This is a genomic window from Curtobacterium sp. PhB128 (assembly GCF_004340725.1).
Taxonomy (GTDB): Bacteria; Actinomycetota; Actinomycetes; order Actinomycetales; family Microbacteriaceae; genus Curtobacterium.
On sequence record NZ_SLUR01000006.1, the window covers coordinates 34,960 to 60,327 of the forward strand.

19 protein-coding genes, 2 tRNA genes and 1 other RNA gene are annotated in these 25,368 nt (G+C 70.8%); 8 read left to right on the forward strand and 14 right to left on the reverse strand.

What is annotated here, in order from left to right:
* Positions 1–2 precede the first annotated feature (2 nt).
* The 5 genes from EDF23_RS11520 (at position 3) to EDF23_RS11540 (ending at position 5,478) form a co-directional block, all read left to right on the forward strand.
* Complete coding sequence (locus EDF23_RS11520; RefSeq protein WP_131879227.1) at positions 3–2,564, forward strand: transglycosylase domain-containing protein; 2,562 nt, start codon at positions 3–5, stop codon at positions 2,562–2,564.
* A complete protein-coding gene (locus EDF23_RS11525) occupies positions 2,561–3,517 on the forward strand; it encodes a metallophosphoesterase (protein ID WP_131921725.1) in 957 nt (318 codons plus the stop codon). The genes EDF23_RS11520 and EDF23_RS11525 overlap by 4 nt, the downstream gene beginning before the upstream one ends.
* Before the next feature lie 91 nt (positions 3,518–3,608).
* Positions 3,609–3,682, forward strand: a tRNA-Pro gene (locus EDF23_RS11530).
* A 150-nt stretch (positions 3,683–3,832) separates the two neighbouring features.
* On the forward strand, positions 3,833–4,864 hold the full coding sequence (locus tag EDF23_RS11535) for an ATP-binding protein (RefSeq protein ID WP_131921726.1): 1,032 nt from the start codon (positions 3,833–3,835) through the stop codon (positions 4,862–4,864).
* A complete protein-coding gene (locus EDF23_RS11540; RefSeq protein ID WP_131921727.1) occupies positions 4,861–5,478 on the forward strand; it encodes a response regulator transcription factor in 618 nt (205 codons plus the stop codon). The genes EDF23_RS11535 and EDF23_RS11540 overlap by 4 nt, the downstream gene beginning before the upstream one ends.
* 87 nt (positions 5,479–5,565) lie before the next feature.
* Here the strand turns inward: EDF23_RS11540 and EDF23_RS11545 are convergent, their stop codons facing one another.
* The 12 genes from EDF23_RS11545 to ffs all read right to left on the reverse strand — a co-directional run bounded on the left by EDF23_RS11545 (position 5,566) and on the right by ffs (position 19,793).
* On the reverse strand, positions 5,566–6,609 hold the full coding sequence (locus EDF23_RS11545; RefSeq protein WP_131921728.1) for an LLM class flavin-dependent oxidoreductase: 1,044 nt from the start codon (positions 6,607–6,609) through the stop codon (positions 5,566–5,568).
* Positions 6,610–6,984: 375 nt separating this feature from the next.
* On the reverse strand, positions 6,985–7,611 hold the full coding sequence (locus EDF23_RS11550) for a thymidine kinase (protein WP_123292145.1): 627 nt from the start codon (positions 7,609–7,611) through the stop codon (positions 6,985–6,987).
* Positions 7,611–8,312 (reverse strand): response regulator, encoded by a 702-nt coding sequence (locus tag EDF23_RS11555; RefSeq protein ID WP_235035937.1) that lies wholly within the window; start codon positions 8,310–8,312, stop codon positions 7,611–7,613. Before EDF23_RS11555 ends, EDF23_RS11550 begins: the two co-directional genes overlap by 1 nt.
* Entirely contained in the window at positions 8,299–9,558 is a 1,260-nt protein-coding gene (locus EDF23_RS11560) for a hypothetical protein (RefSeq protein ID WP_131921729.1), read from the reverse strand. Before EDF23_RS11560 ends, EDF23_RS11555 begins: the two co-directional genes overlap by 14 nt.
* Positions 9,555–10,808, reverse strand: a complete 1,254-nt coding sequence (locus EDF23_RS11565; RefSeq protein WP_131921730.1) for an ATP-binding protein — start codon at positions 10,806–10,808, stop codon at positions 9,555–9,557. Before EDF23_RS11565 ends, EDF23_RS11560 begins: the two co-directional genes overlap by 4 nt.
* A 153-nt stretch (positions 10,809–10,961) precedes the next feature.
* Positions 10,962–12,068 carry an Rv2578c family radical SAM protein gene (locus tag EDF23_RS11570; protein WP_131921731.1) on the reverse strand — a complete coding sequence of 369 codons (1,107 nt, stop codon included), beginning with the start codon at positions 12,066–12,068 and terminating at the stop codon, positions 10,962–10,964.
* A 46-nt stretch (positions 12,069–12,114) separates the two neighbouring features.
* The gene (locus EDF23_RS11575; RefSeq protein ID WP_111084228.1) at positions 12,115–13,602 is read right to left on the reverse strand and encodes a malate:quinone oxidoreductase; all 1,488 of its coding nucleotides are present in this window, start codon (positions 13,600–13,602) and stop codon (positions 12,115–12,117) included.
* 86 nt (positions 13,603–13,688) lie between these two features.
* Positions 13,689–14,741 carry an aspartate-semialdehyde dehydrogenase gene (locus EDF23_RS11580; RefSeq protein WP_131921732.1) on the reverse strand — a complete coding sequence of 351 codons (1,053 nt, stop codon included), beginning with the start codon at positions 14,739–14,741 and terminating at the stop codon, positions 13,689–13,691.
* Positions 14,742–14,773: 32 nt separating this feature from the next.
* Positions 14,774–16,039 carry an aspartate kinase gene (locus tag EDF23_RS11585; protein WP_131921733.1) on the reverse strand — a complete coding sequence of 422 codons (1,266 nt, stop codon included), beginning with the start codon at positions 16,037–16,039 and terminating at the stop codon, positions 14,774–14,776.
* Positions 16,040–16,155: 116 nt separating this feature from the next.
* Positions 16,156–16,755, reverse strand: coding sequence for a recombination mediator RecR (gene recR, locus EDF23_RS11590; RefSeq protein WP_111084231.1), 600 nt, complete (start codon positions 16,753–16,755; stop codon positions 16,156–16,158).
* Complete coding sequence (locus tag EDF23_RS11595; RefSeq protein ID WP_131921734.1) at positions 16,755–19,625, reverse strand: DNA polymerase III subunit gamma and tau; 2,871 nt, start codon at positions 19,623–19,625, stop codon at positions 16,755–16,757. Before EDF23_RS11595 ends, recR begins: the two co-directional genes overlap by 1 nt.
* Positions 19,626–19,696: 71 nt before the next feature.
* An RNA gene (ffs, locus tag EDF23_RS11600) (signal recognition particle sRNA small type) lies at positions 19,697–19,793 on the reverse strand.
* Between the two features lie 37 nt (positions 19,794–19,830).
* On the opposite strand from ffs, the gene EDF23_RS11605 reads away from it, so the two are divergent.
* The gene (locus EDF23_RS11605; RefSeq protein WP_131879251.1) at positions 19,831–20,505 is read left to right on the forward strand and encodes an SDR family oxidoreductase; all 675 of its coding nucleotides are present in this window, start codon (positions 19,831–19,833) and stop codon (positions 20,503–20,505) included.
* A gap of 337 nt (positions 20,506–20,842) precedes the next feature.
* Here the strand turns inward: EDF23_RS11605 and EDF23_RS11610 are convergent, their stop codons facing one another.
* Both EDF23_RS11610 and pta read right to left on the reverse strand, forming a co-directional pair.
* Positions 20,843–22,039, reverse strand: coding sequence for an acetate kinase (locus tag EDF23_RS11610; protein ID WP_131921735.1), 1,197 nt, complete (start codon positions 22,037–22,039; stop codon positions 20,843–20,845).
* Between the two features lie 66 nt (positions 22,040–22,105).
* The gene (gene pta / locus EDF23_RS11615) at positions 22,106–24,214 is read right to left on the reverse strand and encodes a phosphate acetyltransferase (protein WP_123292134.1); all 2,109 of its coding nucleotides are present in this window, start codon (positions 24,212–24,214) and stop codon (positions 22,106–22,108) included.
* 121 nt (positions 24,215–24,335) lie between these two features.
* On the opposite strand from pta, the gene EDF23_RS11620 reads away from it, so the two are divergent.
* Positions 24,336–24,423 (forward strand) — tRNA-Ser (locus EDF23_RS11620).
* A gap of 292 nt (positions 24,424–24,715) precedes the next feature.
* The gene (locus EDF23_RS11625; protein WP_123292133.1) at positions 24,716–25,360 is read left to right on the forward strand and encodes a hypothetical protein; all 645 of its coding nucleotides are present in this window, start codon (positions 24,716–24,718) and stop codon (positions 25,358–25,360) included.
* Positions 25,361–25,368: the final 8 nt, after the last annotated feature.

Here is a 25,368-nt window from a genome sequence, read left to right on the forward strand (position 1 = left end):
CTATGTCTGCCCAGAAGACGTCTGCCTCGCGGACCAAGCCCGTCTCAGCAGTCGGCGCCTTCATCGGATTCGTCGGGTTCAGTGCCCTCGCCGGCCTGCTCGTCACGATCGGGGTCACCCCGGCCATCGCGGTCGCCGGTGTCACGACGACCTCGACGATCGGTGTGTTCGAGTCGCTGCCGGAGTACATCGAGATCGGTGACCTGCCGCAGCGCAACGAGCTGTACGCGTACTCGGGCGGCAAGTCGGTGCACTTCGCGACGCTGTACGACCAGAACCGGCAGGAACTGAAGTTCGACCAGATCAGCGACCAGCTGAAGAACGCGGCCATCGACGGCGAGGACAAGCGCTTCTACAGCCACGGCGGCGTCGACATGACCTCGCTCATCCGCGCCGGCGTGGGCAGCATCGCCGGTGGACTCGGCGACTCGGGCGGTGGGTCGACATTGACCATGCAGCTCGTCCGCAACATCAAGATGAACGAAGCGCTGAACCTCCCCACGAAGAAGGAGCAGCAGAAGGCCTACAACGAGGCCGTCGAGCAGACCATCCCCCGCAAGCTCGAGGAGATGAAGCTCGCGATCGGGCTGGCAAAGAAGTACTCCAAGAAGGAGATCCTCACCGCCTACCTGAACATCGCGTACTTCGGCGACCAGACCTACGGTGTGCAGGCCGCTGCGCAGCACTACTACAACAAGAGTGCGACGAACCTGACCCCGGCCGAGGCCGCCTCGCTGATGGCCATCGTGCAGTACCCCGAGGCGCGCAACCTGTCGACGCCGAAGAAGTACGACGCCAACGTCGCCCGGCGCAACGTCATCCTGCGCTCGATGTACGACCAGAAGAACCTGACCGAGGCCGAGTACCGCACGGCCCGCCTGTCGAAGCCCGCGGACTACGTGCACCTGACGCAGCCCTCGCAGGGCTGCCGGGCATCGGTCGGCGACGGCTCGCAGTTCTTCTGCGACTACGCCAAGAAGGTCGTGCTCGAGATGTCGCAGCTCGGCTCGTCGCAGAAGGCACGCGACACCGCGTGGCGGAACGGCGGCTACAAGATCCAGACGACGCTGAACATCGACCTCAACGCCGAGCAGAAGCAGCTCCTCAACACCTACGACAACAAGGCCGAGACGAACCTGGCCTTGGGCGCGACGCTCAACTCGATCGAGGCCGGCTCCGGCCGCATCGTGACGATGGCGCAGAACAAGGACTTCGACGAGTCGCTGAAGTCGGCACCGACATCGACCTCGTTGAACTACAGCGTCGACTACAAGTACGGCAACTCCGGCGGGTTCCAGACCGGCTCGACGTACAAGCTCTTCACCCTGCTGGATTGGATCAAGACCGGCCACGGGCTCAACGAGACCGTCAGCGGTGCTGAACGTGTGGTCACGCCGTGGACCATCTGCGGTCAGACCGACTACACGAAGTTCGACGTCTCGAATGACGCTCCGGGCGAGGGCGGCAACTGGAGCGTGCTCGGGGCCACCGCTGGCTCGATCAACGGCGCGTTCGCGTCGATGGCCCAGAAGCTCGACCTCTGCGACATCCGGGACATCGCGCAGTCGCTCGGTGTGCACCGCGCTGACGGCGGCGAGCTGCAGTACCAGAACCCGTCGGCCATCCTCGGTACCAACGAGATCGCCCCGATGACGATGGCCGCTGCCTACGCCGCTGTCGCGAACAACGGCATCTACTGCAAGCCGATCGCCATCGACCAGATCACCTCGCCGTCCGGCAAGCAGCTCGGCGGCCAGACGAAGGACTGCCAGCAGGCAGTTGACCCGGCGTTCGCACAGGCTGCGATCTACGCCATGAAGGGCACGATCACCAGCGGTACCGCGCGCGGTGCACAGACGCCGGACGGCACCCAGATGTTCGCCAAGACGGGCACGACCGACGAGGCTGACCAGATCTGGCTCGTCGGCGCGAGTTCACGCGTCGCCACCGCCTACTGGCAGGGCAACACCGACGGCAAGAAGAACAACCTCCGGCACTACAGCAACGGGGTCAACGGCACGTACGCCGGATCCCGCGCCGATGTGTGGCGGCAGGCGATGACCGCGATCAATGCCACCTATCCCGCCGGTGCCTTCACAGACCCGCAGCCCACGGCGATCCGTGGCAACGCCAAGGCACTCCCGAACCTGCAGGGGAAGACCGCTGACGAAGCCCGCGCAGCGATCTCCGGCGCCGGCTTCACCTACGTCGACGGTGGCGCCCGCCCCGGCACCGGCAACCCCGGTTCGGTGTCGTCGACCTCGCCGTCCGCTGGTGCACTCCTGTCCTCCGGTTCGAGCGTGACGGTCTACACCTCGGACGGCTCGCAGGCCAACGTGCCGGAGATCGGCGGTGACTCGCTCGGCGATGCCCGCTCGGCGCTGAACGACGCCGGATTCGGCAACGTCAACGTGTCGGACGACTTCGCGAAGGGCGGCGGGAACAAGACGTGCAAGGTCGCAGCCGTCGAACCCGCGATCGGCGCTGCCGCCGACAAGAACGCCGACGTGAACATCCAGTTGTACGGCGACAAGAACGGCAAGGCGCCCAAGGACTGCAAGTGACCCGGGGTCGCGCCGCGCTCGGGGTCCTCGCAGCCGGCGCGGCCGTCGGTGCCGCCTCGTTCGCCTGGGGCTCGCTCGTCGAGCGTCGACGCTTCGGCATCCGGTGGGAGACCGTCCCGGTCCTCCCGCCGGGGTCGCGTGACGTCACGGTCCTGCACCTGTCCGACATCCACATGGCCCCGTGGCAGGCCGACAAGCAGCAGTGGCTGCGCGACCTGTCCCTGGTGGAGCCGGACTTCATCGTCAACACCGGCGACAACCTCGGGCACCCCACGGCGAACGCGGCCGTGGAGTACGCACTGGAGCCGTTCCGGGGTGTCCCCGGCGTGTTCGCGTACGGGTCGAACGACTTCTTCGGACCGTCGCCGCGCAACCCGCTGAAGTACTTCTCCGGCCCGAGCCGCATGCACAGCGAGGCGAAGCCCGTCGAGCTCGACATCGACCGGCAGACGGCGTTCTTCGAGTCCCTCGGGTGGCTCGACCTGAACGACCACGCCCGCGCCATCGAGCTCCGCGGCTCGCGGTTCGAGCTGTTCGGCACCTCGGACGCACACCGCGACTGGGACCGGCTCGACCTGCTCCCCACGAACGTCGACGAGATGCGCGGCGAGGTGCCCTGGTCCGAAGACGAGGACGGCCCAGCTCCCGTCGCGATCGGAGTCACGCACGCGCCCTACCGCCGCGTGCTCGACGCCTTCGTCACCCAGGGTGCGGACATCATCTTCGCTGGCCACACCCACGGCGGCCAGGTCCAGGTGCCCGGGGTCGGTGCCCTCGTCACGAACAGCGACCTGCCCCGCCGGTACGTCAGCGGGCTGCACAAGTGGGAGCACCGGAACCACTGGTCGTGGCTCGAGGTCTCGGCCGGTCTCGGCACCTCGATCTACGCGCCCGTGCGGTTCTCGTGCCGCCCCGAAGCGGTCGTCGTCACCCTCACCGCCCGCACCTCCTGACGACGCGCCCGGGAGTTCGCCGGATGGTCGTGAGCACCCCCGATCATCGGATAGTATTGTCGGGTTGCTCCGGTACGGAGTGATCACACCGCGGGGTGTGGCGCAGCTTGGTAGCGCGCCTCGTTCGGGACGAGGAGGTCGCAGGTTCAAATCCTGTCACCCCGACACTGTGTTGAGACAGTACGAAGAAGGCCCTGGTTCTCCGGAACCGGGGCCTTCTGCTTTTCCACGGTCGGGCGCTCGGCACTACACCTCCCGACACACGACTCGGCCGCCGCTCCCCCGGCCGCGACGACACGGATAGCCTCGACAGCGATGTCACGCGCCGACCACCTCCGCCCGGTCCTCGAACGGATCGCCGCACAGTTCCCCGAGCTCGCCGACGACCCGGTCCTGACGCAGAACCTCGTCGACAACGTGACGTCGATGATCGCCGAGGCACACGCGCGCTACGCCGCCGGTGCCGAGGACAGCGTGGTGAGCGGCGCGTACCTCGATCCGGAGCACCTGGCCTCCGGCTCCCTGCACGCCGAACAGTCCCAGCACCCCGCCGGCGCGATGCTCGCCGCGGAGATGCTCTTCGACGCCTACTTGCCCGTCTTCGTGGACGAGGTCGGCGCGGTGTCCACCACCGAGGTCCTGCGCGCCACCAGAGCCCTGCACGCGGGCATCTGGAGCCGGTTCCCCGCCGGGGCCGTCGCCTACACGGAAGCGCTGCGCCAGCGCGTCACGACGGCGCACCTGGACTCCCGCACGCAGATCGCCCGTGACCTGCACGACCGCGTGGCGCACGGCATCCTCGCCGGGCTCCAGCGGCTCGACCTGGTGCTGCTGACCGATCCCCCGGCCGGCGAACGGGCCGACCAGCTCGACGACGCCGCCCGGCTCCTGCGCCGAGCACTCGGCGACGTGCAGGACCTCGCGGTGAGCCTGCACGCCCGCGTCGGCGACGCCCTGCTCGACGATGCGCTCGCCCGGCACGCCAGGGACCTGTTCTCCGACGACCACCGTTTGTCGTTCAGCACCATGGGTACGCCCGAGCACCTGCCGAACTGGCAGGCCGAGGAAGCGCTGACGATCCTGCTCGAGGCGCTCACGAACCGCCGGAAGCACGCTCCGCACTCCACCGCCGAGGTGCACTTCGCGTGGACCTCGGCATCCCTCGTCGTGACGGTCTCCGACGACGGCCCGGGCTTCGACCCCGATGCCGACGCCGACGGACGCCTCGGGCAGCAGACCATGCGCGAGCGGGCCGCGGTCATCGGCGCGCGACTCGACGTCGAGAGCACCCCAGGCACCGGCACCGGCACCACCGTCCGCCTGACGATCCCGAGGGGCACGCTGTGACCGTCACGCACGTCGCCATCGTCGACGACCACCAGCTGTTCCGCGAAGGACTGGCCACGATCCTCGCCGCCGTCCCCACGATCCGCGTGGTCGCGCACGGCGAGCGTCCGTCCGACGTCCTCGACTCCCCCGAAGCTGCCGCCATCGACGTCCTGCTCCTCGACGTCGAGCTCGACGGTCCGCCGGCACGCACCACGATCGCCACGGTGTGCCGCACCCGTCCGGACGTCCGCGTGGTGGTGCTCACGATGCACCGCGATGCCGTCCTGCGTCGGACACTGCTCGACGCCGGTGCGGTCGACTTCGTGACGAAGGACACCCCGAGCCGCGAGCTCGTCGACCGCATCGCCCGGGCCGCACACGCCGATGCCGCGCCGGTGACGTTCCCGGTCGACCTGGTCACCGAGGCCCGCGCGGGATCACCACTCAGCGACCGCGAGCTCGAGGTCCTGCGGCTCCTCGCGGCTGCGCGCACCAACGCCGAGATCGCGGCGGACCTGCAGCTCGCGATCGGCACGGTCAAGCGGCACGTCTACAACGTGTTCCGCAAGCTCGACGTCGGTTCGCGGGTCGGCGCCGTGGCTGCGGCGACGCGCCTCGGTCTGCTCACCTGAGGCTCCGCTTCACTTGGTGAGCAGAAATGGTCGGGTGCCCGACGGCGACCCGACCATTTCTGCTCACCAAGCGAACGAACGAGCGAGCTAGACCGACGCCGACGCGCCAGCGCGCACGAGCCGCCCGGCGGCGTGCAGCCCCGCCACCACGTCGAGCGCCTGGTGCCGGTAGCGCGCCTGCGCAGCACCCGGAGCGACGATCACACCGTTCGCCCCGGTGGACTCCACGAGCGCGCTGATCTTGTCCGCGACCTGGTCGGCGGTGCCGTACGCCTGGCGCTCGGTGCGGGCGGCGATGAACCGACGCTCGAGGTCGTTGAACTCGTACGCGCGGGCCTCGTCCATCGAGACCGGCTCGGGCTTCCGTCCGGAGCGCATCCGGATGAACGAGATCATCCCGGGAGCGCTCTGCTCGTCGACGACGGCCGGGTCCTCGTCCGTGACGACCTGCACGCCGATGAGGGCGTTCGGCGTCTGGCGGAACCGCGAGGGCCGGAACGAGTCCCGGTACAACGCGAGCGCCGCCTCGGTGTTGTCCGACGCGAAGTGGTGGGCGAAGGCGAACGAGACGCCGAGCGCCCCGGCCACCTGCGCGCTGTACCCGGAGGAACCGAGCAGCCAGAACTCCGGCACGTCGCCGTAGCCCGGCACCGCGCGGATGCCCGACAACGGGTTGTCCGCGGACATACCGGTGAAGAACCCGATCAGGTCAGCCAGGCGGTCGGGGAAGTCGTCGACGTCGAGCCGGTCGGTGCGGCGCAGCGCCATCGCGGTCGCCCCGTCGGTGCCCGGCGCACGGCCGAGTCCGAGGTCGACGCGGTCGCCGTACAGCGCTCGGAGCGTGCCGAACTGCTCGGCGATGACGAGGGGTGCGTGGTTCGGCAGCATGACGCCGCCGGAGCCGATGCGGATGGTCGAGGTGGCCGCGCCCACGGCGCTCAGCAGCACCGCTGGGGCCGACGAGGTGATGCCGGGCATGCCGTGGTGCTCGGCGACCCAGAACCGCTCGTAGCCGAGCTTCTCGGCGTGGACCGCCATGTCGATCGAGCCCTGCAGGGCTTCGGTGTTGGACTGGCCGTACTCGCGCGTCGCCAGGTCCAGGACGGACAGGTGCAGGGTGTCGTCGCTCATGTGGTCAGCAACGCACGCCGCGGCGCACGCATTCCACGACGAGACCGCCTCCACCACCGGTCCGGACACGCCGTCGTCCGCCGGTCGACCGGTCACCAGGCGTCGCCCGGACGTCGCACAAGCGACGGTTCGCGACCGAACGGCGGACGCATGCGGCGCGCCTTGGACGTCAGGCGCGACGGCCGGGAGGCCCGTGGCGGGGCTGCACCGCGCCTCCAGGCCGTCTGCGGTCGCGTCTCGAGCGCCGAGCGGTCACGACCTGCCGCGCGCATCTCGCGGACTGGTAGCGTCCGGTCGCCCGACGGGCGGACCGGCGACTCGACGTGTCCGCTCGGCGAACGCGAGCGGTGTGTGACGATCTGCCGGCAGCGCGGGTCAGGCGCCGTCGAGCCGGCCGCCGGACTCCGTCAGGTAGCAGTTGGCGCAGAGCGACTCGTAGGCGACGTCGACGCCGTCGATGGCGACCTGCGAGCCGTCGAACACGAACCGGCCGTCGACCGTGCGGGCGTTGAAGACGGCCTTGCGACCGCACCGGCAGATCGTCTTGAGCTCTTCGAGCGAGTGCGCGACCTCGAGCAGGCGGGCGCTGCCCGGGAACGCCTCGGTGCGGAAGTCGGTGCGGATGCCGTAGGTGATCACCGGGATCTCGTCGAGGACCGCGATGCGGAGCAGGTCGTCGACCTGCTGCGGAGTGAGGAACTGCGCCTCGTCGACCAGGACGCAGCTGACGGCGCGGACCATGCCGTCGAGGCGGTCGGACTCGGGGTCGACGGCGCCGGCCGCGGCGACCGCGGACCGGACGTCGGCGTCGGGCGCGAAGACCAGGTCGACGGTGCGGGTCACGCCGAGGCGGGACACGATCTCACGGTCGCCCTTGGTGTCCACCGCGGGCTTCGCGAGCAGGACCCGGTGGCCGCGCTCCTCGTAGTTGTAGGCAGCCTGCAGGAGCCCCGTGCTCTTGCCGCTGTTCATCGCGCCGTAGCGGAAGTAGAGCTTCGCCACTACGCGAGGAACCCGTCCTCGGCGGCCCGCCGGATCAGATCGGACTTCTTCGAGGCGGGACGGCCGACCTTGCTGTACTTCTCGCGGACCCGGCGCAGGTAGGTCTTCGCGGTCTCGTACTGCACGTTCATCTGCGCGGCGACCTCGTTGGTCGAGTAGCCGGACACGTACAGCCGGAGCGCTTCTTCCTCGCCGTGGCTGAGCTTCGGACGCTGGTGCGCGGCCGCCCCGGTGGGCAGCGGACGCCACTCGCGCGGCTGCGGGGTCTCGCGTGCGACGCCCATGATCTCGCGGGCGACGTCCATGACCTCACGCATCGGCAGGGACTTCGACAGGAACGCCGCGGCGCCTGCTGCCAGGGCACGGTCGCGAGACTCGCGGCTGTCGACGCTGGAGAGCACGATCACCTTCGCACCGGCGGCGCGGCAGGTGCGGACACGGGCCTCGATCGAGACGGGTTCCTTGAGCTGGAAGTCGAGGAACACCAGGTCGGTCGGGAAGCTGTCGCTGTGGACCATCTCGAGCCAGGTGTGCGCGGTCAGGGCCAGGTCGAAGTCGAACGCGTTCACCGCGATCCAGCTCGACAGGCTGTCCAGCAGCACCTCGTGGTCGTCGAGGATGGCCAACCGCACACGTCGTGCCCCCGGGTTCGGGAGGGACGGGGACCCCTCCGAGAGCCTGTTCGGGTCAGTGCTGGTCATAGGAGAACCTTAGTGCGAGGGCGGACGGACGAACCGCGACGTCGAGGTCGGGGAACGTCACACGGAGGACGGCGAAGTAGGGGTCGAAGGTGCGGTGGATCCCGATGTCGGAGTCGGCCACGGCGAGGTCGAGTTCGAGCAGCACGCGGGCATCGCGGGCCGGGTCGGTGCGGGCGGGGTCGGTGCGGGCCGGGTCGGTGCGCGCCGGGTCGGTGCGGGCCGGGTCGGTGCGCGCTGCATCGCCGCGTGTGGCCGCGTCGTCCTGCCCGTCCGCGCGTCGGAGCGTTGCCCGGAACCCGGCCGGGTCGACGGTCGAGGCGCGGAACGCGGCCCGCAGGAACGTCCGCACCACGGAGCGCTGGTCGGCGTCGAGCATCGCGGCGAGCCCGTGCGGGTCGTCGACGACCGGGGCGTCCCCGCCCTCGACCCGCACGGCCTGCTCGAACCAGGTGCGGTCCGCGTCGGCGACCATCGCCCGGCGGATGCCGTCGGCGATCAGTCGTGCCCGCTCGCGGTCGGCATCGGTGATGACCTCGCGCGTGCGCAGCTCGGCGAAGAACGGTGCGACGTCGCGGGCGAGGATCGTCGACCGGTCCTGCTGCACGCTCGCCGCGATGCCGTCCCGCTCCGCACGCTCGACCGAGTAGGAACCGGCCCGGATCTGCACCCGCTCGGCCAGACCCGCGAACGTCCACGCGAAGACGGCCGACGCAGCGGTCAGCACCAGGGTCGGTGCCGCCGCCAGGAAGGCCGCAACGGCGACGGGGATCTCGTGCGGGAACGTCGCTGCACCGACGCCCCAGGTCGCGGCGTTGACGACGGCGAGCAGGGCGCCGCCGATGGTCAGGTCCGTCCAGGGCCGGTACGGCGCGACCATCACGATGCCGGTCGCCGTGATGAGCGACATGAAGTCGTTCAGGGCGCTGCGGTCGGGTCCCCACTGCGCGGCGACGCTCGTCACCGACGCCAGGCCGAGCAGCCCGACGTGCGCGACGAACGCCCACCGCGGGAACGGTGCGCGGAACGGACTCGAGGCGGTGAACACGACCGCTGCCGATGCCGCGACCAGGATGACGGTGAGCGCGCTGAGGGTGGGGCTGCCCACGACGTCACGGTCGAACACGGACACCAGGAGTGCCCAGACGATGCTGGCGGCGCCGAGCCCGATCGCGAGCGGACGCGACCCCATCGCACCGAGCGGGTCGTACTGCTGCGCGGTCCGACGGGCCTCGGTCGTGGCGCTCACCGGTCGGCTCCGTGCACGCCGCCGACCTCGTCGGGGACCACGGTGCCGACGTGGTCGGTGGCCACGGCGTCGGTCGTGGCGGTGACCGGTCCGAACGGCACCGTCATCATCACGCTCGTCCCCGAACCGGGCGACGACCAGATCTGGACGTCGCCGCCCACCCGACCGATGCGGTCGCGGACCGAGCCACGCAGGCCCATCCGGTCGGAGCCCGTGGAGTCCTCGTCGAAACCGCGACCGTCGTCGACCACCATCACGGTGCACGACGCACCGTCGTCGAAGACGCTGACCTCGGCCGCGTCGACACCGGCGTGCTTGCGGACGTTGGCCAGACACTGCCCCACGGCGCGGACGAGCGCGGTGACGGCACGCTGGTCGAGCCGGTCGAGGGCGGACGGATCACCGGAAACCGTGACATCGAGACCGGCCGCACGGTGCTCGTCGACCATGACGGCGAACGCGTCGACGGCTGCACCCGGTCGCTGCCGGGCGGCCGGTGCCAGCCACCCCTTGCCGGTCAGGACGGCGACGTCGGCTTCGACCGTCTGTGCCAGGTGCGGGTCCATCGGCCCGTCGGGCGCCAGGGCGATCGCGTTGAGGTGGTTCAGGACGGTGTCGTGCAGGATCGCAGCCGCCTCGGCCTCGACCCCGGCACGGTACGCGGAGACGTGCTCCTCACGCGCCGAGCGCAGCAGCTCCGGCTGCACCCGCTCCGACCGACCGGTGCTCCGGCTCGTGAACAGCACCAGGACGACCACGAAGCCGAGCGTCACCCAGGCGAGCACGAGCGGACGCGGTGGGCCGTCGGCCTGGACGACCGCGATCCACGTCGCCACGCGTCCGGTCAGGAACCCGAGGAAGGACCACAGCACGACGCGGCTCGGCACCGCGCCGGCACCGCCGACCAGGATGAGCGGGATGACCGCCAACGACAGCAGGTACGAGGTGACCCAGCCCAACGGGACCTGTTGCTGCACAACCATGGCGAACCACCACGCACAGACGCCGCCGACGACCAGGAACGCGACCGCGGAGCGCCAGGTGCCGAACTGCACGTGCACGCCGATCATGCCGAGCATCGGGACGAGCGCCAGGACCGCACTGATCACCTGCACGTCGGGCTCGGACAACCGGTACAGCAACAGCGCGATCGCCGCCGCCACCAACGATCCGATCGCACCGGCGTGGAAGGCCCGCACCGTCGACCACGCGTTCACTCGCGGAGCGAGGTGCGTGGGGATGCCGAGCACGAGATGGGTCCTTCCGGGTGGCGGGAATGCCGCCCACGATCAAACACCTCGGTGCTGACCGTGTACCCCGAAACAGCGTCCGTTCGGCGACCCGGTCGATGATACCGGCCCCCACCACGCACCGATGTCCCCCGAACGCGCAACCTTCGTTGCTCAGAACAACGTCTGTGTCGCGACCGGTCGGAGCAGACGGCGGTCGAAGCCCGGATCCGCGCGCTTGAGCGGCGACGTCGTGGGGATCGACTGTTCCTGCGGCACCGTCGAGGGGTCCGAGAAGCCCATCGACCCCGTCGCCGGGTCCACGCGCCCGAGGCCGACGCCGTGCGCCGCCAGGATCGGTCGGATGCGCTCCGACAGCCACCGGCGGTAGTCCTTCGGCGCGAAGGTGTTGTCGAGGTACATCGCCCGGTAGCGCGCCACCAGGTCCGGCCGTTCGCGTCCGAGCCACTCGAACCACCACGGCTTCACGCCCGGCCGCAGGTGCAGCGCGGAGTACATGACGCTCGTGGCACCGGCCGCCGCCGCGCGACCGACGGCCTCGTCGAGGTGTGCACGGGTGTCGGTGATGTACGGCAGCACGGGCATGAGGAACACCGCGCAGTCGAGCCCGGCGTCGCGGATCGCCCGCACGGTGGCGAGCCGCGCAGCCGTCGTGGGCGTGCCGGGCTCCACCGACTGCTGCAGGTCGTCGTCGTACACGGCGATCGACATCGCGAGGTCGACCGGCACCACCTTCGCCGCCTCGGCCAGGAGCGGCAGGTCGCGCCGGAGCAGCGTGCCCTTCGTCAGGATGCTGAACGGTGTGCGGCTGTCCGCCAACGCCTGGATCACCCCGGGCATCAGTCGGTACCGGCCCTCGGCACGCTGGTACGGATCGGTGTTCGTGCCGAGCGCGATCGGGTGGCCGTCCCACGTGGGCTTGCCGAGCTCACGCCGCAGGACGTCGGCCACGTTCGTCTTCACGACGATCTGCTGGTCGAAGTCGGCTCCACCGTCGAACTCGAGGTAGGTGTGCGTCGGCCGCGCGAAGCAGTACACGCACGCGTGACTGCACCCCCGGTACGGGTTGATGGTCCAGCCGTAGGTGCCGGAACCGTCGGCGCTCGGCACCCGGTTCAGCGCGCTCTTCGCCAGCACCTCGTGGAACGTGACACCCGCGAACTCGGGCGTCGTCACACTCCGGACGAACCCGCTGTTCGACTCCATGCCCGGCAGTGCGTCGCTCTGCTCGGCATCGATCGCCTGTCCACTCCACCGCATGCCGCCATTCGAACACATGTTCGAACAGGCCGCAAGCCGGAGCTGGTCAGTGGTGCAGGCCGAGCACCTTCGCCGTGCGCTCGAGGGTGGCGTCGGCCAGGGCGGCGTCGTCACCGAGGTCCTGCCCGTAGGTCGGGACCATCTCGTGGACCGCGTCCTGCCAGCCGTCCCAACGGTCGGGGAAGCACTTCCGGAGCAGGCCGAGCATGATCGGCACGGCGGTCGACGCCCCCGGCGAGGCCCCGAGGAGCCCGGCGATCGAACCGTCGGCGGCCGTGATGACCTCGGTGCCGAACTGCAGCACCCCGCCCTTGTCCTTGTCCGGCTTGATGACCTGCACCCGCTGGCCCGCGATGATCTTGTGCCAGTTCTCGGGCTCGGCGCTCGGCATGAAGTCGCGCAGCGCGTCGAACTTGGTCTGCTTCGAGGCGAGCAGCTGGCCGATCAGGTAGCGCACCAGGTCGAAGTTCGAGAACGCGACGCTCAGCATCGGGCGCAGGTTGTGCGGTCGGATCGACTTGAACAGGTCGAGCATCGACCCCTGCTTCAGGAACTTCGGGCTGAACCCGGCGTACGGCCCGAACATCAGCGACGCGTTGCCGTCGACGATGCGGGTGTCCAGGTGCGGCACCGACATCGGCGGCGCCCCCACGCTGGCCTTGCCGTAGACCTTGGCTGCGTGCTTCTGCACGACCTCGGGGTCGTCGGTGCGCAGGAACTCGCCGGAGACCGGGAAGCCGCCGTACCCGCGGATCTCCGGGATGCCGGACTTCTGCAGCAGCTGCAGGGCCCCACCGCCGGCACCGACGAAGACGAACTTCGCGGCGATCTTCTGCGTCGACCGACCGACCTCGTTCAGGACGTCGAGCGCCCAGCCGTCGAAGTCCTTGCCCCGCGAGATGTTCTTGACCTGGTGGTTCGGTTCGAACTCGAGCCCGTCGAGTTCGAGCTGGTCGAACAGCTGCCGGGTGAGCGACCCGAAGTCGACGTCGGAGCCCGCCGCCGAGTAGGTCGCGGCGATCGGCTGGTCCTTCTTGCGGCCGGGGATGAGCGCGGGCGCCCACTTGCGGATCTGGGCGGGGTCGTCGGAGAACTCGATCCCGGCGAACAGCGGGTGCCCCCGCATCGCCTCGTACCGCTTGCGCATGTACTCGACGTTGTCCGCACCCCAGACGAAGGAGATGTGCGGGGTCGGGTTGATGAAGTTGGACGGGTCGGGCAGTGTCCCGATCTCGACCAGGTGCGACCAGAACTGCCGCGAGACCTGGAACTGCTCGTTGACCGTGACGGCCTTCGCGATCTCGACGCGACCGTCGGCGAGCTCGGGCGTGTAGTTCAGCTCGCAGAGAGCGGAGTGCCCGGTGCCGGCGTTGTTCCACGGGTTCGAGGACTCCTGCGCGACGGCGCCGAGACGCTCGTACACGCGGATCTTCCACGAGGGCTCGAGCCGGTGGATGATCGCGCCGAGGGTGGCGCTCATGATGCCTCCCCCGACGAGGACGACATCGATCGGGTCCACCTGCTTCACTGCCACCCGTCGATCCTACCGGCGTCGACCGACAGGCCGGTCAGCCGCGCGCGGTGACCGTGCGGCCGTGCCGCTCCGCGGCGACCCTGCCGCTACGCGGCGACGGTGCGGCGTGCGACGATCGTCTCGGCGATCTGCACCGCGTTGAGCGCTGCCCCCTTCCGCAGGTTGTCGTTGCTGACGAACAGTGCGAGCCCACGCCCCTCGGGTGCGGACTGGTCGGCACGGATGCGCCCGACGAACGCGGGGTCCTTGCCGGCGGCCTGCAGCGGCGTCGGCACGTCCGACAGCTCCACGCCGGGAGCGCTCGACAGGATCTCGGTCGCACGCTCGGGCGACAGCGGACGCTCGAACTCGGCGTGCACCGAGATGGAGTGGCCCGTGAAGACCGGCACTCGCACGCACGTGCCGGCGACGAGCAGGTCGGGGAGCTCGAGGATCTTGCGGCTCTCGTTGCGGAGCTTCTTCTCTTCGTCGGTCTCCCCCAGACCGTCCTCGACGATGCTGCCGGCGAGCGGCACGACGTCGAAGGCGATCGGGCGGACGTACTTGACCGGCTCGGGGAACGTCACCGCGGAACCGTCGTGGGTGAGCGCTGCGGTGTCCTGCTCGAGGGCGGCACGCGCCTGGCCGAGCAGTTCCTCGACGCCGGCGAGCCCGGAGCCGGAGACGGCCTGGTAGGTCGTGGCGACCAGACGGCGGAGCCCGGCCTCGGTGTCCAGCACCTTGAGCACCGGCATGATCGCCATGGTGGTGCAGTTGGGGTTCGCGATGATCCCCTTGGGGGCCTGGTCGATCGCGTGCGGGTTGACCTCGCTCACGACGAGCGGGACCTCGGGGTCCATGCGCCAGGCGCTCGAGTTGTCGACGACGAGCGCCCCGGCTGCGGCGAACTTCGGCGCGAGGGCCCGCGAGGCGGTGGCACCGGCCGAGAACAGGGCGATGTCGATGCCCGACGGGTCGGCCAGCTCGGAGTCCTCGACCACGATCTGCTCGCCGCGGAACGGCAGGGTCGTGCCGGCGGACCGGGCACTCGCGAAGAACCGGACCTGGTCGGCCGGGAACGCGCGCTCTTCGAGCAGACGACGCATCACGGCGCCGACCTGTCCGGTGGCGCCGACGACGGCGACGGTGAGGGTGCTCATGCGGTGCTCCTGGTTCAGCGGGTCAGCGTGGGTCAGCGGCCGGTGCCGGCGTGGACGACGGCTTCGGCCTCGGCGTCGAGGTCGAACGCGTTGTGCACGACCCGCATCGCCTCGTTGAGGGTGTCGGCGCGGGTGACGACCGAGATGCGGATCTCCGAGGTGGAGATCATCTCGATGTTGATCGACGCGTCGTGCAGCGCGCGGAAGAGCTTCGCCGAGACGCCGGCGTTCGTGCGCATACCGGCACCGACCAGGGCGAGCTTGCCGATCTGGTCGTCGTACTGGATGCTCTCGTAGCCGATGTCGGACTTCGCGACCTCGAGCGCCGTGAGCACGGTCTGGCCCTGGTCCTTCGGCAGGGTGAACGAGATGTCCGTCCGCCCGGTCGACGCCGCCGACACGTTCTGGACGATCATGTCGATGTTCGCCCCGGCGCGTGCGACGTTGGTGAAGATCTCGGCGGCCTTGCCCGGCTGGTCCGGGACGCCCACGACGGTGATCTTCCCCTCGGAGAGGTCTCCGGCGATCCCGGTGATGATCGGTTCTTCCACGGTTGCCCCCTCGGCAGGGTTGTAGACGATGGTGCCCTCGGTGTTGTTGAACGAGGACCGGACGTGCAGGGTGACGCCGTGCCGGCGGGCGTACTCGACGGCACGGATGTAGAGGACCTTGGCGCCGGACGCCGCGAGCTCGAGCATCTCCTCGCTCGTGATGCGGTCGACCTTGCGGGCCTTCGGCACGACCCGAGGGTCGGCGGTGAAGATGCCGTCGACGTCGGTGTAGATCTCGCAGACGTCGGCGTCGAGCGCGGCGGCGAGGGCGACGGCCGTCGTGTCCGAGCCGCCCCGGCCGAGCGTGGTGATCTCGCCCGTCGTGCGGTTGAACCCCTGGAACCCCGCGACGATCGCGACGTGGCCGGAGTCGAGCGCCTCGCGCACGCGCTTCGGGGTGACGTCGACGATGCGCGCCTTGCCGTGCTGCGCGTCGGTGAGCATGCCCGCCTGGCTGCCGGTGTACGACGAGGCTTCGACCCCGAGGCTCTTGATCGCCATCGCGAGCAGCGCCATCGAGATGCGCTCCCCCGCGGTCAGGAGCATGTCGAGCTCACGGCCGGCGGGGATCGGGGTGACCGAGTGCGCCAGGTCGACGAGTTCGTCGGTGGTGTCGCCCATCGCCGACACCGCCACGACGACGTCGTTGCCGGCCTTCTTCGTCTCGACGATCCGCTTCGCCACGCGCTTGATGCTCTCGGCGTCCGCGACGGAGGATCCACCGAACTTCTGCACGATCAAGGCCACTGGCTGGTACTCCCGGAGACGGCGACACCGCGAGGTCACGCGGTCTCACAATGGTAGTCGGTGTTTCGAGGATGTTGCGTGCGAGCCGCCCCACACGCAACGATCCTGCGTGGGGCTCAGCCGCCGACGACGCGACGGCCCTCGAACGCACGGCCGAGCGTGACCTCGTCGGCGTACTCGAGGTCGCCGCCGACCGGCAGGCCCGAGGCCAGCCGGGTCGTCCGGATGCCCATCGGGACGAGCAACCGGCTCAGGTAGGTCGCCGTCGCCTCGCCCTCGAGGTTGGGGTCGGTCGCGATGATGACCTCTTCGACCGTGCCGTCGGCCAGGCGCGTCATGAGCTGCTGGATCCGCAGGTCGTCCGGGCCGATGCCGTCGATCGGGCTGATCGCGCCACCGAGCACGTGGTAGAGCCCGCGGAACTCACGGGTGCGTTCGATCGCCGCGACGTCCTTCGCCTCTTCCACCACGCAGATCGTGGCCGGCGACCGGCGCGGGTCGCGGCAGATGCTGCACTGGACGTTCTCGGTGACGTTGCCGCAGATCTCGCAGAAGCGCACGCGCTCCTTGACGTCCGCCAGCAGCTCGGACAGCCGCGACGGGTCGAACGACTCGGTCTGCAGGATGTGGAACGCGATGCGTTGCGCCGACTTCGGGCCGATGCCCGGCAGGCGACCGAACTCGTCGATGAGGTCCTGGACGATCCCGTCGTACATCAGGCACCGTCCTGGTGGAGAGCGGTCTCCTCGATGAACTGGGCATTGAGGATCTCACGCACGACGGCCTCGCCGTAGCGACCGGCGACCGGCGCACGACGCGCCGGTGGTGCGGTCCGCGGCGCGGCCGGCGGGGCGGTCTGCGCGCGCGGGGCGGCCGGCGCCTGCGCGGGCGCTGCGGCGGATCGGCCGTGACCGGGGTCCGGGAACGGCGCGCCGTCGTCGTACGGTTCGTCGTCCAGCGGGTAGTCGTCGACGGGCACGCCCGGTACGACGGGTCCTCCGGGAGGCGCGGCGACCGTCGACGACGCCGCCTGCGGGCCACCGTCGGTCGGCTGCACCCCCTGCGGTGCAGTGGCACCGGCGGGTTGCGCAGGCGCCTCGGACCGGGGCTGCTGCGGGTCGACGGACTCGGCCGGGGCGACGGGCGCGGCGGCCGGAGCGGTGCCGAAGGGTGCCGCCCAGCCGGGTTCGACGGACTCGGGCACGGCGTCGGCGGTGGGGTCGCTCGAGGGGATCGTCGCGACCGCCCAGTCGGTGACGGGTGCGCCGGACGGTGCGGGCGCCTGCGCGGGAGCGGGTGCCTGCGTCGGAGCAGGTGCCGACGCAGCAGCGGGAGCCGGCGCCTGCTCGGCGGCCGGCGCCTGCTCGGCGGCCGGCGCCTGCTCGGGAGTGGGTGCCGACGCCGGAGCGGGTGCCTGCGCCGGACGGGGCTCCGGCTCGGTGGCGGCGGGACCGGACTCCGGCGTGGACGCCGCGGGTTCGGGTGCCGCCGTCGTGTCGGGCGCTGCGGAGGCGGCGGCCTCAGCAGGGGCGGCCGGACCGTCCCCGGTGGCTGCAGCGGCCTCGGAGGCCGGGGCCGGGGCCGACGTCGGAGCGGGCGCGGCGGACTGCGGCGCCGACGACGTCTGCGGCTGCGGCTGCGACTGCGGCTGCGCCTGCTCAGCGGGCTGGCTCGCCGGCGCCGGACGGCCGACCGGCGCGGACGGCTGCTGCGTGGGAGCCGGGGTGCGCTGTTGACCCGGGCCTCCGGGACCGCGGGCGACGAACTTCACGCGGAGCCCGATGACGTCCATGATCGCGGCGCGGAGCAGTTCGCTGACGCTGGCCGAGGGGTCGGACATCTCCTTGAACGAGGCGACGTCCTGCTGGCTCGGGAAGGTCAGGGTCAGCACGTCGTCGCGCAGCGCGGTCACCTGTGCGGTGACGACCACCGACCACGCCGACCGCTTGGCGTGCTGCACGTGCTCGACGATCTGTGGCCAGGCGTCGCGCATCTGCTGGAAGCCCACGGCGCCGACGGTCCGGACCGCCGGCTCGTCACCGATCGTCGTGCCCTGGCCCGTGGACGAAGCACTGACTTGCTCGGTGGTCGGAGCAGCGGGCTCGGGAGCGCTCGGGACGGCTGCAGCCCAGGAGGCTGCGGCGTCGCGTGCCGCACTGCCGGCGTCGGACTGCGCCGTCGGAGCCGCGTTCGCCGACGCCGCGGCGAGAGCCTGCTGCGCGGCGGGCTCCCGCTGCGCCGCCGGGGCCTGCTGGACGGCCGGGACCTGCTGGGCGGCGGGGCCATGCTGCGCGGCGGGCTCCTGCCGACGCGGTGCCGCAGTCGACGACGGGGCCGGAGCGGGCGCCGTGCTGGTGGCGGCCAGCTGTGCCGACCCCTGCGCCGCGACCGCGCCGGACGGTGCCTGGTGGCCGCCGGCGTCCCCGACACCGACGCGGCGTTCGAGCCGCTCGACCCGGGCGAGGGCACCGCGCTGGGTGTCGTCGGCCTCGGGCACGAGCATGCGCGCCGTCATGAGCTCGAGGTGCAGCCGGGGCGAGGTCGCTCCGGTCATGTCGGTCAGCGCCTTGTTCGCGATGTCCGCGCCACGGGACAGCCCGGTGGCACCGAAGACACCGGCCTGCCGGGTCATGGTGTCGAGCTCGTCCGGCGAGACACCGCGCAGGACCGCCGCGGCGCTCTCGTTCGTCGCCGCGACGACGATCAGGTCGCGCAGTCGCTCGAGCAGGTCTTCGACGAACCGACGCGGGTCCTGACCGGTCTGCACGACCCGGTCGATCGCAGCGAAGGCGGAGGCCGGGTCGGCCACGGCAAGGGCGTCCACGACGTCGTCGAGCAGCGCGGCATCGGTGTAGCCGAGCAGGGCGACCGCGCGCTCGTAGGCGATCGCGCCGTCTTCGCTGCCGGCGATGAGCTGGTCGAGCAGGGACAGGGTGTCGCGGACGGAACCACCGCCGGCGCGCACGACCAGAGGCAGGACGCCGGGTGCGACCGTCACGGACTCCTGCGTGCAGAGCTGCTCGATGTACTCGAGCATGACGGCGGGCGGCACGAGCCGGAACGGGTAGTGGTGGGTGCGCGACCGGATGGTGCCGATGACCTTCTCCGGCTCGGTCGTCGCGAAGATGAACTTGACGTGCTCCGGCGGTTCTTCGACCAGCTTGAGCAGCGCGTTGAACCCCTGCGGGGTGACCATGTGCGCTTCGTCGAGGATGAAGATCTTGTAGCGGTCGCGCGCGGGGGCGAACACGGCGCGGTCACGGAGGTCCCGCGCGTCGTCGACACCGTTGTGGCTCGCGGCGTCGATCTCGATGACGTCGAGTGAACCGCTGCCGTCACGGGCGAGCTCGACACAGCTCGGGCAGACGCCGCACGGGGTGTCGGTCGGCCCCTCGGCACAGTTGAGGCACCGCGCCAGGATGCGGGCCGAGGTCGTCTTGCCGCAGCCGCGCGGCCCGCTGAACAGGTAGGCGTGGTTGACGCGGTTGGTGCGGAGCGCCGTGCGGAGCGGGTCGGTGACCTGCGACTGCCCGATGAGCTCGGCGAAGTTCTCGGGCCGGTAACGGCGATACAGGGCGGTGACCACGCGACCAGGGTAGCCGGGACGACCGACACCCGCGTGCCCCTCCACAGGTCTGTGCGCGTTGCCTCGAACGACGAAAAGACTCCTCACGCACCCGCCAGAGCCCGGCTACCCTTGCTGCGTTTCCGCCCTGGGGGAGTTCACCTGGATGGCGTCACGTGAGGAGCCGCCGACAACTCTACCGGATGCGACCGGGCAGGATTGACACATGAAGATCGCCATCGCCGGAGGACACGGCCAGATCGCACTGCTCCTCGCCCGCCAGATCACCGACGCCGGACACGACGCCGTCGCGATCGTCCGCAACCCCGCGCACGTCGCCGACGTGGAGCAGCAGGGTGCCACGGCGATCGTCGCGGATCTCGAACAGCTCGGCGACGACGACCTGGCACTGCGCCTCCGCGGGGTCGACGCCGTGGTCTTCGCCGCCGGCGCCGGGCCGAACAGCGGCGCGGAGCGCAAGCTCACCGTCGACCGGGACGGCGCGATCCTGCTCGCGGACGCCGCGGAGCGCGCCGGCATCGACCGGTACGTGATGGTGTCGGCGATGGCGGCGGACACCTACGACGCCGAGGCCGCGGTGGTCCCTGCGAAGGACGACGCCGCCGTGTTCCAGGTCTACCTCCGGGCGAAGGCCGAGGCCGACGCGAACCTGCGCGCCCGACGGCTGCGGTGGACGATCGTGCGTCCGGGAGCCCTGCTCGACACCCCGCCGCAGGGAACGGTCGACGTCGGGCGCACCGTGCCGCGTGGCTCGATCCCCCGCGCCGACGTCGCCACGGTCGTGCTGCACGCGCTGCTCGACGACTCGGCCGTCGGGGTCCAGTTCGAGGTCACGAGCGGGAACACGCCGATCCCCGCGGCCCTCGACGCCCTGTCCTGAGGCGCGCGCCCCGTCCGCACCGTGCGCACCTCGTCACCCCGTGCGAGCTTGCACGCTCCGTGCCGCGCCACAAGCGCGCACCCAGCCACCAACCCCGCACCAGCCCACCCAGGCCGCACCGTGCGGTGACCGCAACCCAGCGCCGGACAGGAGGCACGGCACCAGCCCGCCCCGCGCCTCCCGTCCGCACCGTGCGCACCTCGTCACCCCGTGCGAGCTTGCACGCTCCGTGCCGCGCTACAAGCGCGCACCCAGCGACCAACCCCGCACCAGCCCAGCCAGGCCGCACCGTGCTGGCGCCAGGCAGCGCAGCGCGCACCGCGCAGCGCGCTCCGCGTCAGAGCGCGACCGCAGCCGACTGCCGGGCGATCTCCAGTTCCTCGTTCGTCGGGATCACGAGCACCGCGACACGTGACGTGTCCGTGGAGATGACCCGGGCCTCCCGGGATCCCAGCTCGTTGCGGTCCGCATCGATCTCGATGCCCAGGTGCTCGAGCCCGGCGAGCACGCGCCGGCGCAGCAGCGCGTTGTTCTCGCCGACGCCGGCGGTGAAGACCACCGCGTCGAGCCCGCCGAGCTGCGCCGTGTAGGCGCCGACGTAGCGACGGATGCGGTGGCGGTACACGGCGAGCGCCGCCTCGGCGACCTCGTCACCGTTCAAGGCGGCGTCCTGGACGTCGCGCATGTCGCCGTTGCCGGTCAGGCCGAGCAGCCCGGACTGCTTGTTGAGCATGGTGTCGAGCTCGTCGAAGGACAGCCCGGCCTCGCGGTGCAGGTGCAGCAGGACGGCGGGGTCGAGGTCGCCGGAGCGGGTGCCCATGACGAGGCCCTCGAGCGGCGTGAGGCCCATCGACGTCTCGATCGACTTCCCGCCGTCGATCGCTGCGGCCGAGGCACCGTTGCCCAGGTGCAGCACGATGGTCTTCAGCTCGGACAGCGGGCGGTCGAGGAAGACCGCGGCCTGCTCGGAGACGTACTTGTGGCTCGTGCCGTGCATGCCGTAGCGGCGGATGGAGTACTTCGCCGCAAGGTCGGCCGGGATCGCGTAGGTGTAGGCGTGCGGCGGCATGGTCTGGTGGAACGCGGTGTCGAACACGGCGACGTGCGGCACGTCGGAGAACACCTGCTTCGCGGCCCGGATCCCCTCGAGGTTCGCCGGGTTGTGCAGCGGCGCGAGGCTGTTGAGCGCCTCGATCTGTCGTTCGACGTCGTCCGTCACCACGGTCGCGCGGTCGAAGGTGGTGCCGCCGTGCACGACGCGGTGGCCGACGACGGCCGGCGGGTGTTCCTCGAACGACGGACCGACCTTGGCGAACGCATCGATCATTGCCTGGAACCCGGCGGCGTGGTCCGGCACGGACGCTGCGTCGTTCGACGACGACTCCCCCGTCAGCGCGTTGGTGTGCTTCCACGCGCCGGCCGACTCGCCGATGCGTTCCACGAGCCCGGAGGCGAGCGTGCGCTCCCCCTCGAGTTCGATGAGCTGGTACTTGAACGAACTCGATCCGGAGTTCACGACGAGGGCTGCGGTCACGGGTGGTGTCGCTTTCTGCTCATGGCCTGGTCGGCCGGACGGGAGGCGCGGTGTGCGTCGCGCAGGTCAGGCCGCGTCGGACGCGGTGCCGGCCTGGATCGCGGTGATCGCGACGGTGTTCACGATGTCGCTGACGAGGGCGCCGCGGGAGAGGTCGTTGATCGGCTTGCGCAGTCCCTGCAGGACGGGCCCGATGGCGACCGCACCGGCGGAGCGCTGCACGGCCTTGTAGGTGTTGTTGCCCGTGTTGAGGTCCGGGAAGATGAAGACGGTCGCCTTGCCGGCCACCGGAGAGTCCGGCATCTTCGTGCTCGCGACCGTCGGGTCGGCAGCGGCGTCGTACTGGATCGGGCCCTCGACGAGCAGGTCAGGGCGGCGTTCGCGCACGAAGGCGGTACCGGCGCGGACCTTGTCGACGTCGGCGCCGGTGCCGCTGTCGCCGGTCGAGTAACTGAGCATCGCGACGCGGGGGTCGATGCCGAACTGGGTCGCCGTCTCGGCCGACGAGATCGCGATGTCGGCGAGCTGCTCGCTCGTCGGGTCCGGGATCACCGCGCAGTCGCCGTAGACCAGGACGCGGTCGGCGAGCGCCATCAGGAACACGCTCGACACGATCGAGGTGTCCGGACGGGTCTTGATGATCTCGAAGGACGGCCGGATGGTGTGCGCGGTGGTGTGCTTCGCACCGGAGACCATGCCGTCGGCGAGTCCGAGCTGCACCATCATCGTGCCGAAGTACGAGACGTCGGTGACGGTGTCGCGCGCGAGCTCGATCGACATGCCCTTGTGCGCCCGGAGGCGGGTGTACTCCTCGGCGAAGCGTTCGCGGAGCTCGGGGTCGAACGGCGACACGAGCTGGGCGGCGTCGAGGTCGAGTCCGAGCTCGGTCGCGCGGGTGCGGATCGCGGCGGGGTCGCCGAGGATCGTCAGCTCGCAGACCTGGCGGGCGAGCAGCGTGGACGCCGCGCGGAGGATGCGGTCGTCCTCGCCCTCGGGCAGCACGATGTGCTTGCCGTAGCCCCGTGCCCGGTCGAGCAGGCCGTGCTCGAACATGAGCGGCGTGACGACGCCGGACGGCGTGAGCTGCAGGCGGTCGCGCAGGGACTCGGCGTCGACGTGCTGCTCGAACAGGGCCAGCGCGAGGTCGGCCTTGCGGGGCGAGTCCGCCGCCAGGCGCCCGCGGGTCTGCGTGATGCGGAGGGCGGTGTCGTACGTGCCCAGGTCGTTCTGCGCGATCGGCAGCGAGCTCGACAGGCCCTCGAGCAGCCGGGAGATCTGCGGTGCGGTCTCGAACCCGCCGTTCAGGATGACGCCGGCCAGGCTCGGGAACGTGTCCGACTGGTTCGCCAGCAGGGTCGCGATGAGGACGTCGCTGCGGTCGCCCGGGACCACGACGATGCCGCCCTCGATCAGGCGGGGCAGGACGTTCTCCATGCTCATGCCGGCGACGACGGTGCCGAGTGCCTCGCGGTCGAGCAGGGCGTCGTCCCCGCGCACCAGGGTCGCGTCGGTCGCCTGCAGCAGCGCGCGGACGGTCGGGGCGACGAGGACGCGGTCCTCCGGGATCGCCCAAACGGGCACGTCCGGGTGGTCGTCGTGCACGGCCCGCTCGACACTCGCCACGATCGCGGCGAGGGCCTCCGGGTCGGCGCGGTTCACGACGACGCCGAACAGCTGCGCATGTGCCGCCCGCAGCTCGCTCGTCGTGACGTCCGCGACCTGCGCCATCCCCTCGGGCGTGCGGGCACCGCGCTCGGCGGCGTCACGACCACCGAGGACGAGGAGCACCGGGGCACCGAGGTTCGCGGCGACCTTCGCGTTGAACGACAGCTCGGTGGGGCTGCCGACGTCGGTGTAGTCGGAACCGAGCACCACCACCGCGTCGCACTGCCGCTCCACCTGGGCGAAGCGGTTCACGATGGTGCCGAGCGCTGCGTCCGGATCCGCGTGGACGTCGTCGTAGGTGACCCCCACGGCGTCGTCGTACGAGATCCCGACCGCGGTGTGCTGCAGCAGCAGTTCGAGCACGTAGTCGGGTTCGGCGACCGAGCGGGCGACGGGGCGGAACACGCCGACGCGGCCGACGGAGCGCGCGAGGGTCTCGAGGACACCGAGGGCGACGGTGCTCTTGCCCGTGTGCCCTTCTGCTGACGTGATGTAGATGCGGGTCGACACGCGCTCCAGGGTAGTCGCCGGACATGTCACGACAACTGGGAGCACGGGCCTCGACGACACACGGTCGTGAGCACCCCTGGGAACCTGTACCATTGGGTGTCGCCGTCGCGAGACAGCACAAGGAGAATTCGCCTAGTGGCCTATGGCGCACGCTTGGAAAGCGTGTTGGGTGCAAGCCCTCGGGGGTTCGAATCCCCCATTCTCCGCCAGCAAGGCCCCGCACCGAGTGCGGGGCCTTCGTCGTTCCGGGCGGCGCGCGTCGTGATCGCGCCGGCTGGTCCCCCACGCGGCGGACCCGTCTGTCCCCTGTTCGCCAAGGACTGGCCGTCAAACGCCGATCCGGGGTGGAACGGGCTGTCCCCGGTCCCCGTCGTGCACCTATGCTTGCCGGAGCGGACGACTCCGGGACGAGTCGACCGCGGTGCATCGAGCGGCAGGGGCGTCGCTCGCAGGGCGGCCGATTCGGCGTGCCCGGGAGACCCGAGGGTTCAGGAGACGCGCATGGGGGACATGACGGTGCCAGCGACGCCGCACCTGCGTGCCACCGTGTACGACGTCGTCCTCCGCCCCCGCCGGTCCCTGGTCCGTTCGACGGCGCTGAGCATCGTGTTCTCGGCCGTGCCGCTCGCCGTCGCCCTGGTCTGGGTGTCGTTCCCGTTCCGGACGTGGGCGATGGTCGCGACCGTGGTCGTCGCCCTGGCGGTCCTCGTGGGCGTCGTCTTCGTCCGACTGAGCACGGCGTACATCGGCATCGACCCTGACGGCCTGACGATCCGGGGCGTGGTCACCGCGCACCGTCGGATCCCCCGCGACCGCGTGCACAGTCTGGTGCTCGCCACCACCTACGGCAGCTCGGTCGACCGAACCATGCGCGAACTCGTGGCGTTCGACGCGACGGGTGCGCACCTGTTCCGAATCCGTGCCGACGTGTGGGGCGACGACGGGCTCGCCCAGGTCGTCGACGCCCTGGGCGTCCAGGTGACGGAAGAGGCACGTCCGGTCTCGGCCCGGGTCTTCGCGAAGCGCTACCCGTCGAGCCGCGCCTGGTACGAACAGCGGCCGGCCTACCTGCTCGTCGGCGGCGTGGCAGCACTCGTCGTCCTGGGTCTGCTCGTCGTCGAGTTCACCGGCCTGCTCGGTCGCTGACGCTCGGA

Bases quoted from the DNA above. Each gene is read 5' to 3' on its own strand.
- EDF23_RS11555 (WP_235035937.1), bottom strand. From the start codon at position 8,312: ATGACCAGCACTGACCCGAACAGGCTCTCGGAGGGGTCCCCGTCCCTC.
- EDF23_RS11570 (WP_131921731.1), bottom strand. From the start codon at position 12,068: ATGCGGTGGAGTGGACAGGCGATCGATGCCGAGCAGAGCGACGCACTG.
- EDF23_RS11545 (WP_131921728.1), bottom strand. From the start codon at position 6,609: ATGAGCGACGACACCCTGCACCTGTCCGTCCTGGACCTGGCGACGCGC.
- EDF23_RS11625 (WP_123292133.1), top strand. From the start codon at position 24,716: ATGGGGGACATGACGGTGCCAGCGACGCCGCACCTGCGTGCCACCGTG.
- EDF23_RS11535 (WP_131921726.1), top strand. From the start codon at position 3,833: ATGTCACGCGCCGACCACCTCCGCCCGGTCCTCGAACGGATCGCCGCA.
- EDF23_RS11580 (WP_131921732.1), bottom strand. From the start codon at position 14,741: ATGAGCACCCTCACCGTCGCCGTCGTCGGCGCCACCGGACAGGTCGGC.
- EDF23_RS11520 (WP_131879227.1), top strand. From the start codon at position 3: ATGTCTGCCCAGAAGACGTCTGCCTCGCGGACCAAGCCCGTCTCAGCA.
- EDF23_RS11605 (WP_131879251.1), top strand. From the start codon at position 19,831: ATGAAGATCGCCATCGCCGGAGGACACGGCCAGATCGCACTGCTCCTC.
- recR (WP_111084231.1), bottom strand. From the start codon at position 16,755: ATGTACGACGGGATCGTCCAGGACCTCATCGACGAGTTCGGTCGCCTG.